The sequence below is a fragment of the Kitasatospora sp. MBT63 genome (assembly GCF_000710465.2).
Classification (GTDB): Bacteria; Actinomycetota; Actinomycetes; order Streptomycetales; family Streptomycetaceae; genus Kitasatospora.
In genome coordinates, this window is record NZ_JAIZ01000558.1 from 1 (window position 1) to 10,302 (window position 10,302).

Consider the following 10,302-nt stretch of genomic DNA (forward strand, 5'->3'; position numbering starts at 1 on the left):
AGCACGCCGACCTGCCCAGCCGCAAGCACGGCAACCCGCCGATGTAGCCGGGCGGCACACCGCACCGCACGCGCAGCACCGCACGCCACCAGCCGTCAGCATCCGAACCGGGGGAGAAACCAGGACCATGAGCAGCAGCGCCGAACCTCTTGTCCGCATCGTCCGCGGCTCGCTGAACGACGAGGAGCTGGCCGCCCTGACCGCCGTGCTGCTGGCCCGCGCCGCGGCCGGCCAGCAGGCCGCGGCGGCCCGCGCCGTCGAGCCGATCGCCAACTGGCAGCGCCTGGAGCGCCGCCCGGCGTACTACTCCCCCGTCAGCTGGCAGCAGGCCGCCTGACCACCCCCGCCCGTCACCACGGGCCTCGCAGGCCGCTCAGGCCGCCACCAGGGCGGTCGGGCGGCCTTCGTGCATCACGCTGAGGTTGTCCGCGAGGCGCTGCGGGTCCTGGGTCAGCCAGAGCCGTACGGCGGCGCCGAGCATGGCGCTCGGGGCACCGCCCAGGCGCCAGGCCGGCGGTGCCGCCGGGCACAGCGGCGCGCCGGTCACCTGGGCGATCCGGGCCGCGGCCGGGACCAGCAGGTCGGCCAGCGCGGCCGGCAGCCAGACCGTCTGCGCGCACGGCGCCGGGGCGGTCAGCGCCGCCAGCAGCCGGTGTGCGTCCGCGCTGCAGTGCAGCGTCGGCAGGACGTCCAGCAGACCGTCGGCGACCACCTCGGAGACGTCGCTGCGATGGCCCTGCGCCAGTCTGCGGAGCAGAGCCCTCTCCGCGGCGGTGATCCGTACGGTCAGCATGACCTCGTCGCTCTCCATGGCGCGGCCCTCCTCGCGGCTGCTCGAACGATCCGGTACGTGCCCCGCCTCGGTCTGCCACCCGTGGAAGGGCGGCAAACTCGGCGCCGGAGCACGTCCTGATAACGACCGAGGTGACGGTTCCTCAGTCTTGATCCGTGTACGACATCTTGTTCTGCGGCTGTTCACCGCGTACTCGCCCGGCCGGCACCGGGCGGGGTCCGGGGACCCCGCTCGGCACCGGTGCGAGCGGTCAGACCCCGGCGTAGGAGTGCTTGCCGGTGACGAAGATGTTGACCCCGTAGTAGTTGAACAGCCAGCACGCGAAGGCCAGCAGGGCCAGGTAGGCGGCCTTGCGGCCGCGCCAGCCGGCGGTCGCCCGGGCGTGCAGGTAGGCGGCGTAGGCGACCCAGGTGATGAACGACCAGGTCTCCTTCGGGTCCCACTCCCAGTACTTGCCCCAGGCCGACTCGGCCCAGATCGCGCCCGCGATGATGGTGAAGGTCCACAGCGGGAAGACGAAGGCGTTGATCCGGTAGGACAGCTTGTCCAGGGTCGAGGCGGCGGGCAGCCGCTGCCAGACCGTCACCGGGATCCGCAGCGGGCCGCCGGGCAGGCCGGCCGCCACCCGGCGCTCGTACGCGTCCTTGCCGACGAACAGCGCGGTGGTGACGAAGCCGGCGTAGAGCGCGCCGCCGCAGATGATCGCGGTGGAGACGTGGATCCCCAGCCAGTACGAGTGCAGGGCCGGGACCAGCTGCTCGGAGTCGGTGTAGAGGTTGGTGACCGCCACGCCGAGGGTGACCAGCGCGGCGAGGATCACCGGCAGGCCGAGCCAGCGGGCGTTCTTCTTCGCGGCCAGCAGGCCCAGGTAGGCGAGCACCATGGTGAGGGCGAAGGCGCACGAGAACTCGTACATGTTGCCCCAGGGCCAGCGCATCACCGACAGGCCGCGGGAGAGCACCCCGCCGGCGTGCAGCAGCGCGCCGAGGACGGTCAGCGAGATCGCGATCCGGCCCGCCAGGTCGCCCTTCTCGCTGGTGCCGGCGGCGCCCGGGCCGTCCGGGGCCTCGTCCTCGCCGCGGCCGCTGGTCACCACGGTGGCGCCGGCGTCGGCCAGCGCGGTGCGGGTCAGGGTGGCGGTGCCGCCGCTCGCGGTGGCGACCTTCACGGTCACCTTGCGGACGGCCTTGCCGCCCTCGTCCGCGGCCGCGACCGTCTCGGCCAGGCTGGACTGCTCGGCGGAGCGCAGCGCGACCGCGCCCTTGCTGCCGAAGGTCCACTCGACCAGGTGGGCCAGCATGGCCAGGGTGTACACGGCCATGGCCGAGTAGATGAGCTTGTTGGAGAGGTCGGCCAGCTGGGGGTCGACCGAGGCGAGATGCACCGTCTACTCCTTGGAGTCCGGGTCGGCGGGGGCTGCGGGGTCCGCGGGGTCGTCGGTGGGGCCGGCGGGCGGGCCGCCGGGCGGGGTCCCGGCCGGATCGCCGGCCGGGTCGTCATCGTCCAGTGCGGGGGCGCTTTCCTGGAGGTCGACGGCGAACTCCGCCAGCTCCTCCGCGGTACGGGCGGACTCGCTGCGGGCGAGGCCGGCCACCTCGACCAGGGTGCGGCCGTCCGGTCCCGTGGTGGCCCGGACCCAGATCCGGCGGCGCTGCACGAACAGCGAGCCGATCAGGCCGAGGATGGCGCAGACCGCGCCGGTCAGCGCGACGGCGTTGCCGGGCCGGTGCGAGATGTTGAAGCTGGCCCACTGCTGGTAGCCCTCGAAGGTGACGGTGCCGTAGCCGTCCGGGAGCTCCCAGGCCTGGCCCGGCTTGAGGCGGGCGCGGGCGATGTCGCCGTCCTGCTTCAGCTGGGTCATGTGCTTGGTGTCGAGCTGGTACACGTTCTGCGGGTTGCCGGTGTCGGTGCCCAGGTCGCCCTGGTAGGCGGTCAGCACCAGCATCGGGTCGGCCGCGTCGGGGAAGAGCGAGACCGGGCCGGTCTTCTCGAAGTTCTCCGGGGCGGTGGGCAGGAAGTAGCCGTTGAAGCCCAGCATGGTCTTGGTGCCGTCGGGCCCGGTGCCGTAGTCGCTGACCTTGATCACGCCGGTGGAGGTGGCGTTGGAGTCCTGCGGCAGGAAGGGCGTCGGCCCGCGGTAGACGATCTCGTTCTTCGCGTTGCGGACCGTCACCACCGGCGCGAAGCCGTGGCCGATCAGGAAGACCTTGCTGCTGCCGATCTCCAGCGGGTGGTTGACCTGGATGGTGCCGTTGGTCAGCTTGCTGCTGTCGGTGCCGTTCCAGTACCGGATGTGCGCGGTGAAGTCCCGGGCGCTGCCGACCTGGTCGCCGCTGGTCTGGTAGCGGGCGCTGAAGCTGTCCAGGTTGAAGCCGAAGGCGTCCAGGTCGTCCGCGGTGTAGGCCCAGGAGCCGGTGAAGTCGTCCAGCTGGGTCGTGGTGTTGGAGTAGCCCTGGCCCTCGACCAGCAGCTTGCCGCCCTGGCCGCTGGCCAGCGAGGCCCAGGCGAACCCGGCCAGCAGCGCGAACAGCGAGAAGTGGAAGAGCAGGTTGCCGACCTCGCGCAGGTAGCCCTTCTCCGCGGCCACCGGACCGGTGCCGGAGCGGTGGGCCCGGAAGCCGCGCCGGCGCAGCAGCCGGTGCCCGGCCGCGTTGACCGACTCGGCGTCGGCGTCGGTGTGCCAGGCCGCGTACACCGGCATCCGGGCGAGGTTGCGCGGGGCCGCCGGGGGCGCCGCGCGCAGCACGCCGACGAACTGCCAGGTGCGGGGCACGATGCAGCCGGCCAGCGAGACGAACAGCAGGATGTAGATCGAGGAGAACCAGACCGAGCTGTACACGTCGAACAGCTGCAGCTTGTCGTACAGCGGGGCGATGCCCTGGTGCGCCGCCTTCCAGGTCTGCACCTTGAAGGCGTTCTGGCTGTTCTGCGGGATCAGCGAGCCGGGGATGGCGGCCAGCGAGAGCAGGAACAGCAGGATCAGCGCGACCCGCATGGAGGTCAGCTGGCGCCAGGTCCAGCGGGCCCAGCCGAGGGCGCCCAGGCCGGCCGGGCCGGCGCCGGGGCCGTCCCCCTCACCGGGCTCGGCCGGGGCGCTGCTGAGCCGCTCCGCGGCCTGCTCCGCCGTCTCGTCGGCGGGCGTACGGTGCCCCGTGCGGGTGTCGCTCACGGTCAGATTCCGATCGAGAAGTCGCCGGTGGCGTACTGAAGCTGGTTCACCAGGGTGTCCCAGGCGCCGGTCACCAGCAGCACGCCGACCACGACGAGCATGCCGCCGCCGATCCGCATCACCAGCTGGTAGTGGTTCTTGACCCAGCCGAAGGCCCCCAGGGCCCGGCGGAAGGCCAGGGCGGCCAGGATGAACGGTACGCCCAGCCCGAGGCAGTAGACCGCCGTCAGGAAGGCGCCGCGCCCCGCACTGGCCTGGTTGAAGGAGAGCACCTGGATCGAGGAGAGGGTCGGGCCCAGGCACGGCGTCCAGCCCACGCCGAAGACCAGGCCGAGCAGCGGTGCCCCGGCCAGCCCCACGGCCGGCCGGTGGTGCAGCCGCAGCTCGCGCAGGGCGAAGCCGGGCACCAGCCCCATGAAGGCCAGGCCCATCAGCACGGTCAGCACCCCGAGCACCACGTCGATCGCCCGCTGGTGGTCCTTCAGGTTCTGGCCGAAGTGACCGAACAGCGCGCCCATCGAGATGAACACCACGCTGAAGCCGAGCACGAACAGGCCCACGCCGAGCAGCATCCGGCCGCGCCGGCCGCCCTTCGCCGAGGCCAGGTCGGCGGCCGAGAAGCCGGTGACGTAGCTCAGGTAGCCGGGCAGCAGCGGCAGCACGCAGGGGGAGAAGAACGAGATCAGCCCGGCCGCCAGCGCGATCGGGGCGGCGAGCAGCAGGGCGCCGCTGGTGACCGTCTCGTTGGTGTACGCGGCGGCGAGCAGCCCGGTGGTCACTGCTGCTCCGCGAGGACCGGCTTCAGCATCGCCTCGAGGTCCTCGGTGGTGAGCGGGTGCAGCGAGCGGGCGGCCAGCCGGCCCTGGCGGTCGACCACGATGGTGGTGGGGATGGCCGAGGGGTTGAGGGTGCCCTTGGGGAACTTCAGGATCTCGGTGCCGGCCGGGTCGTAGATGCTGGGGAAGGTGATGCCCTTCTCCTGCTCGAAGCGGACCGCGTTGGCCGGGTCGGTGTCCCGGGTGTTGATGCCGAGGAACTGCACGCCGTCGCCCTGGTGGGCCTGGTGGACCTCCTGGAGGTTCTTCGCCTCGGCCCGGCAGGGGCCGCACCAGGAACCCCAGATGTTGAGCACCACGACCTTGCCGCGGTAGTCGGAGAGTTTCAGGTTGCCGCCGTCCAGGCCGACGCCGGAGATGTCCGGGGCGGTGCGGCGCGCGGAGGCCACGGCGGTGTCGATGCCGCCCTTGCCGGCGATGAAGCCGGCCTGGCCTTCGCTGCTGCTCCCGGTGGAGCTGCAGCCGGCCACGGCCAGCAGGGCGGCCGCGCCGAGGGTGGCGGCGAGGCGGAGGCGGCGGGGGTGCGTCCCAGACATGTGAAAAGTTTCGCATGGGACTCCGGGGCGGTTCAGGGGGGTCCGGCATTGTCCACCGGACCCCCTCTGAGCTGCGGTTCTTATGCTTATGATCCGTTTAGAGCGGTCATTTCGCCTTCACTTCGGCGGCCCGGGTGTGACCTACGCCCCGAAGCTCTTGCCGACCGGCTTGTCGCCCTTGCGGCCCTTGCCGACCAGGTGGGCCGGGAGCAGGTCGCGGGCGGGCTCGCGGTAGCCGATCGAGACGATCCGGTCGTCCTCGTACGTGAAGCTGGTCAGCGAGGCGAGCGAGCACTGCCGGTTGCGCGGGTCGTGCCACAGCCGGCGGCGCTCGGCGAACGAGCGGACCACCCAGATCGGCAGCTGGTGGCTGACGCAGACCGCCTCGTGCCCGCGCGCCGCGTCCCTGGCCTTGGCCAGCGCGCCCATCATCCGCACCACCTGGTCGAGGTACGGCTCGCCCCAGGAGGGCTTGAACGGGTTGGTGAGGTAGCGCCAGTAGGCCGGGTTCTTCAGCGAGCCGTCGCCGACGCCGAAGGTCTTGCCCTGGAAGATGTTCTCCGCCTCGATCAGACCGTCGTCGACGGCCACGTCCAGGCCGTGGACCTTGGCGATCGGGGTGGCCGTCTCCTGGGCCCGCTCCAGCGACGAGGCCACCACGTGGGTGATGTCCCGGCCGGCCAGGTGCTCGGCGACCCGGTCGGCCATCTGCCGGCCCAGGTCCGAGAGGTGGTAGCCCGGCAGGCGGCCGTACAGCACGCCCTCCGGGTTGTGCACCTCGCCGTGCCGCATCAGGTGGACGACGGTGGTCTCTTTGGCGCTCACTGCTCTCCTCGGTGCTTCGGGTGCTTGCGTCGGGCGGCGGGCGGCGTGCCCGGGACGGACGGGCCTCAGACCGGCTGGGCCTCGGCGGCCGCGCGGGCGGCGGCCGGCAGGGCGGCGGCGATCCGCTCGAGCGCCCGCTCGTCGTGCGCGGCCGAGACGAACCACGACTCGAACGCGGACGGCGGCAGGTAGACGCCCTGGCTCAGCATCGAGTGGAAGAAGCCGTTGAAGCGGAACGCCTGCTGGCGCCGGGCCTCGTCGTAGTTGGTGACCTGCTCGTCGGTGAAGAAGACCGAGAACATGTTCCCCGCGGTCTGCAGCCGGTGCGTCACGCCCTCCTTGCTGAGCGCGGCGGACACCAGGCCGGAGATCTCGGCCGACACCCGGTCGACGGTCGCGTACACCTCGTCGGTGCAGCCGCGCAGCTGGGCGAGGCCGGCCGCGGTGGCGATCGGGTTACCGGACAGGGTGCCCGCCTGGTAGACCGGGCCCGCCGGGGCGAGGTACGCCATCACGTCGGCCCGGCCGCCGAAGGCCGCCGCCGGGAAGCCGCCGCCCATCACCTTGCCGAAGGTCAGCAGGTCGGGGGCCCAGCCCTCGTGCGCCGCCTCCAGGCCGTACCAGCCGGCCTTCGAGACGCGGAAGCCGGTCATCACCTCGTCGGAGACGAACAGGGCGCCGTCGGCGCGGCACAGCTCCGCCAGTCCCCGGTTGAAGCCGGGCAGCGGCGGGACCACGCCCATGTTGCCGGGCGAGGCCTCGGTGATCACGCAGGCGATCTGGCCGGGGTGCGCGGCGAAGGCCTGCCGCACCGCCTCCAGGTCGTTGTACGGCAGCACGATGGTGTCGCCGGCCTGCGCACCGGTCACCCCGGGGGTGTCGGGCAGACCGAGGGTCGCCACCCCGGAACCGGCGGCGGCGAGCAGCGCGTCCACGTGACCGTGGTAACAGCCCGCGAACTTGACGATCTTGGCCCGACCGGTGAAGCCGCGGGCCAGCCGGATCGCCGACATGGTCGCCTCGGTGCCGCTGGACACCAGCCGGACCTGCTCGACCGGGGCGATCCGGGCGACGATCTCCTCCGCCAGCTCCACCTCGCCCTGGCCGGGCGTGCCGAACGAGGTGCCGCGGGCGACCGCCTCCCGGACGGCCTCGACCACCGCCGGGTGGGCGTGCCCGAGGATCATCGGACCCCAGGAACACACCAGGTCGACGTAGTCGCGGCCGTCCGCGTCGGTCAGGTACGGCCCGCTGCCGGACACCATGAACCGCGGGGTTCCGCCCACCGCCTTGAACGCGCGCACCGGCGAGTTCACGCCTCCGGGCGTGACCTCGGCGGCCCGCTCGAACAGCGACTGGGACTGGGGGGCTTCGTACGGGTAGCGCTTCGGTTCGTTCATCGGCTCGCTCATCGACTGCGTCCTCAGGTCGGGTTACCCGGACATGCTCTCAAATCGTGTCCTTGACCTCTGCATGTCGGAGCCGATCATCTGGAACGATGATCCGGGTACTGCCGCCGCCCGGCGGGCCCGACCAGAGGTACGGTTATCCGTACTACCGGCCTCCACTGCGGACCGCCGGGGTCTGCCGGCCTCCCCGCGGGGCCGCCGCGCCCGGTGAAGCCGCCGGGCCGGGTCGGCCTGACGGCCGGGCGGTGCGGACGGACCGAGCGGTCCGGCCGTGTACGGCAGCGCGAGACGGGTAAAGGGCACGTTCGGAGGGACACCGAGCGTGTGGGGGTCTGTCGATTCCGGCGAATTCCGGTGAGGATGGTCCGAGTGTCCGAGGCGCAGGACGGCTCCGACGAGGCCGTGGGTGGTTCCCACAGGTCCGCCCGAGCCGCGGGCGGGGGAACGGGAGCGGGCAGGGGAAGGCGGGGTGAGGGCAGAGTGGGGGTCACCTACAAGTACTTCGGCGCGCCCGACCGGGCCACCGCCGCCAGAGTCCCCACCGCCCTCGGACCGGGCGGGCTCGGTCTGGACGCGGGCGAGCTCGGCTCACTGGGGCGCCTCGGCGACCTGATGGAGACCAGCGGCTCGCCCAACGGCCACCTCTCCACCAAGATCAAACCGGAGACGATGAGCGCCATGGTGCTCACCGGCATCCAGGGCGTGCCGCTGCACCAGGTGCCGCCGCTGGAGCTGGTCGTGCTGCACCCCGACTACGCGGTGGTCCAGCTGCCGCAGACCGTGGTCGAGCCGCTGCGCCAGGCCGACGAGATGGAACTCGGCGCCGCCGCCTTCATCTGGTCCACGGTGCCGGACCGGCGCGGGCCGCGGGACGCCTTCGTGATCTACCAGATGCTGCACGAGTGGCAGGACTTCGCCAACCGCCTGCACGAGGCCGGCCACCAGCTGTACTGCCTGGTCTGGCCCTGACCGCCGGGCCCGGCACCCGCTGAGGTCCCGTCAGCCGTCGCGCTGCGGGTCCCGCCGGGCCCCGGCCCTCCCCCGGCCCGGTGTCCGGCCCTAAGCTGAGGGGGACGATCGGCGGGGGGAGTCGTGGCATGGGTGGCTGGGCATGGATGCTGATACCGGGTGTGATCTTCGGCGGGGGCTGGATCAGTGAGAACGTCCGGAGCGCGCTGAAGACCCGCCACAAGCGGAAGCTGGAGCTGCACCTGGCCGCCGAGCGCCGGCAGCTGGCGCTGGACGCGGCGAGCCGGCCGCCGGAGCCGGTCTGCGGCTGCACCCACCATCTCGCCAAGCACGACCGGCAGGGCAAGTGCCACGAGATGGTCGAGGCCCCGACCGCCTGGGACGCCGAGCGCAAGCCGCTGCAGTACGAGGCCCGGCGGTGCAACTGCCAGCAGTACATCGGTCCGGAGCCGCTGGGCACCGTGTTCGCGGCGGAGATCGTCGACCTGTGAGGGCGTCGGCCGCGCGGTGACGCACCGGGACGCCGTCAGCGGCCGTCCCACCAGCGGGGTGCCGTGTCGTCGGGCCGCTCGGGGGAGGCGAAGGCGAACGGCACGTCCAGCTGCCGGGCCAGCGCCCCGCCCACTTCGCGCGCCTCCACGGCCTCCGGCCACGGCGGGGCCTCGCCGTCGAACAGCCGCAGGTCGGTGCCGAGCCGGCTGACCGCGAGTTCGAACTGCCGCCGGGGAGCGGCCGTCACCGCGAACAGGACGACGAACCAGCCGTCGGTGTCACCGTCCCAGAGCGCCTCGATCGCGTCGGGCCGCACCGGCAGCGCCGCCACCGCAGCCGCCAGCTTCTCGAGGTCGAGCGGCGGGGTCGAGGTGAACAGCGGCTGCTCCAGCGCCCGGTAGCGCTCCACCACCACGTCGAGCGCCTCGGTCAGGCCCGGCTTGGCGCCCTGTGCGAAGGCCTCGCGGATCACCTGCACCGCGTGGATCCGCCGGTCCCGGCGCACCAGGGCGTCCACCGCGGACCGGGCCTCGTCGGGCAGCGCGGCCCAGATGTCGTTCTGCATCCGGGCATTCAACTGCGCCGCCGGACGCGGCGCCACGGATTTCCACCGTCGGCCGGCCGGGCCGTGGCGCCCCCGCCGGGCGGGCGGGGGCGCTGCGGCGTCACCGGTACGGCGTGCGGTTCAGCCGTTCTTGCCGAGGCAGAGGATGAATATGCTGCTCCGGCGCTCCTCGGTGTAGGTGAACTCCACGCCGTCCTCGGTGTCGCACTCCTGCTCGTTGGAGCTGTGCACCACCTTGAGGACCTTGAGGTCGGCGTTGGCCGACTTGCAGTCCACGACCTTCACGTCGGGCTTGGTGTCGGACCCGGAGTTGTGGACGCAGTCGCCGGCCTTGGCGCTCGCCGGCTGGTCCTTCATGAAGTAGGCCGCGGCGAACAGCGCGAGCCCCGCGGCCACGACGACGGCGACCACGCCGATCAGGGCGGACTTCAGGCCCTTCTTCTTCGGCACCTCGGGCTGGTGGTGGCCGAGCGGCGGGTACGCGGCGTACGGCTGCGGCTCGGGCTGGGCGGCCGTCGGCTGCCCGTCGGCCTGGACCCCGTCCTGCGGTGCCGGCCGGCCCTCGGGCTTCGGCTGGTCGGTGTCGGCGGGGGTGTCGGCGGCGGGCGGGGTCGGCGGGGTCGTCAACGTCGTTCCTCATGGTCAGCTGGACAGGCGGTGTCGCCAGACCTTAGTGGCTGTTGTCGTTCCGATCTTGAGGGGCACCGG

12 protein-coding genes are annotated in these 10,302 nt (G+C 72.5%); 3 read left to right on the forward strand and 9 right to left on the reverse strand.

Annotated features, from left to right (window positions below; all coding sequences use genetic code 11):
- Positions 1–127 precede the first annotated feature (127 nt).
- Positions 128–337 carry an acyl-CoA carboxylase epsilon subunit gene (locus AA75_RS29555; RefSeq protein WP_033823358.1) on the forward strand — a complete coding sequence of 70 codons (210 nt, stop codon included), beginning with the start codon at positions 128–130 and terminating at the stop codon, positions 335–337.
- 36 nt (positions 338–373) lie between these two features.
- On the opposite strand, the gene AA75_RS29560 is transcribed toward AA75_RS29555, so the two are convergent.
- The 7 genes from AA75_RS29560 to hemL all read right to left on the reverse strand — a co-directional run bounded on the left by AA75_RS29560 (position 374) and on the right by hemL (position 7,571).
- Positions 374–811 (reverse strand): hypothetical protein, encoded by a 438-nt coding sequence (locus tag AA75_RS29560; RefSeq protein WP_033823359.1) that lies wholly within the window; start codon positions 809–811, stop codon positions 374–376.
- 232 nt (positions 812–1,043) lie between these two features.
- Positions 1,044–2,177: a c-type cytochrome biogenesis protein CcsB gene (gene ccsB, locus AA75_RS29565; protein ID WP_033823360.1), complete on the reverse strand. Its 1,134-nt coding sequence runs from the start codon at positions 2,175–2,177 to the stop codon at positions 1,044–1,046.
- 3 nt (positions 2,178–2,180) lie between these two features.
- The gene (locus AA75_RS29570) at positions 2,181–3,962 is read right to left on the reverse strand and encodes a cytochrome c biogenesis protein ResB (RefSeq protein WP_033823361.1); all 1,782 of its coding nucleotides are present in this window, start codon (positions 3,960–3,962) and stop codon (positions 2,181–2,183) included.
- A gap of 2 nt (positions 3,963–3,964) precedes the next feature.
- On the reverse strand, positions 3,965–4,729 hold the full coding sequence (locus AA75_RS29575) for a cytochrome c biogenesis CcdA family protein (RefSeq protein ID WP_033823368.1): 765 nt from the start codon (positions 4,727–4,729) through the stop codon (positions 3,965–3,967).
- An 8-nt stretch (positions 4,730–4,737) separates the two neighbouring features.
- Positions 4,738–5,334: a TlpA disulfide reductase family protein gene (locus AA75_RS29580; RefSeq protein WP_033823362.1), complete on the reverse strand. Its 597-nt coding sequence runs from the start codon at positions 5,332–5,334 to the stop codon at positions 4,738–4,740.
- A gap of 141 nt (positions 5,335–5,475) precedes the next feature.
- A complete protein-coding gene (locus tag AA75_RS29585; RefSeq protein WP_051813695.1) occupies positions 5,476–6,126 on the reverse strand; it encodes a histidine phosphatase family protein in 651 nt (216 codons plus the stop codon).
- Between the two features lie 98 nt (positions 6,127–6,224).
- The gene (gene hemL / locus AA75_RS29590; protein WP_033823364.1) at positions 6,225–7,571 is read right to left on the reverse strand and encodes a glutamate-1-semialdehyde 2,1-aminomutase; all 1,347 of its coding nucleotides are present in this window, start codon (positions 7,569–7,571) and stop codon (positions 6,225–6,227) included.
- A gap of 477 nt (positions 7,572–8,048) precedes the next feature.
- Between hemL and AA75_RS29595 the strand changes: the two genes are divergently transcribed.
- Together AA75_RS29595 and AA75_RS29600 are read left to right on the forward strand one after the other, a co-directional pair.
- Entirely contained in the window at positions 8,049–8,537 is a 489-nt protein-coding gene (locus tag AA75_RS29595; RefSeq protein ID WP_033823365.1) for a hypothetical protein, read from the forward strand.
- 128 nt (positions 8,538–8,665) lie between these two features.
- Positions 8,666–9,028 (forward strand): hypothetical protein, encoded by a 363-nt coding sequence (locus AA75_RS29600; protein ID WP_033823366.1) that lies wholly within the window; start codon positions 8,666–8,668, stop codon positions 9,026–9,028.
- Between the two features lie 35 nt (positions 9,029–9,063).
- Here AA75_RS29600 and AA75_RS29605 read toward each other — a convergent pair whose 3' ends face one another.
- Positions 9,064–9,594, reverse strand: a complete 531-nt coding sequence (locus tag AA75_RS29605; protein WP_033823367.1) for a hypothetical protein — start codon at positions 9,592–9,594, stop codon at positions 9,064–9,066.
- Between the two features lie 120 nt (positions 9,595–9,714).
- Positions 9,715–10,221: a hypothetical protein gene (locus AA75_RS29610; RefSeq protein ID WP_051813693.1), complete on the reverse strand. Its 507-nt coding sequence runs from the start codon at positions 10,219–10,221 to the stop codon at positions 9,715–9,717.
- Between the last annotated feature and the right edge of the window lie 81 nt (positions 10,222–10,302).

Excerpts from the sequence above, each read along its gene's own strand:
- AA75_RS29555 (WP_033823358.1), top strand. The coding sequence starts at position 128 with ATGAGCAGCAGCGCCGAACCTCTTGTCCGCATCGTCCGCGGCTCGCTG.
- AA75_RS29560 (WP_033823359.1), bottom strand. The coding sequence starts at position 811 with ATGGAGAGCGACGAGGTCATGCTGACCGTACGGATCACCGCCGCGGAG.
- AA75_RS29580 (WP_033823362.1), bottom strand. The coding sequence starts at position 5,334 with ATGTCTGGGACGCACCCCCGCCGCCTCCGCCTCGCCGCCACCCTCGGC.
- AA75_RS29585 (WP_051813695.1), bottom strand. The coding sequence starts at position 6,126 with ATGCGGCACGGCGAGGTGCACAACCCGGAGGGCGTGCTGTACGGCCGC.
- hemL (WP_033823364.1), bottom strand. The coding sequence starts at position 7,571 with ATGAGCGAGCCGATGAACGAACCGAAGCGCTACCCGTACGAAGCCCCC.
- AA75_RS29600 (WP_033823366.1), top strand. The coding sequence starts at position 8,666 with ATGGGTGGCTGGGCATGGATGCTGATACCGGGTGTGATCTTCGGCGGG.
- AA75_RS29605 (WP_033823367.1), bottom strand. The coding sequence starts at position 9,594 with ATGCAGAACGACATCTGGGCCGCGCTGCCCGACGAGGCCCGGTCCGCG.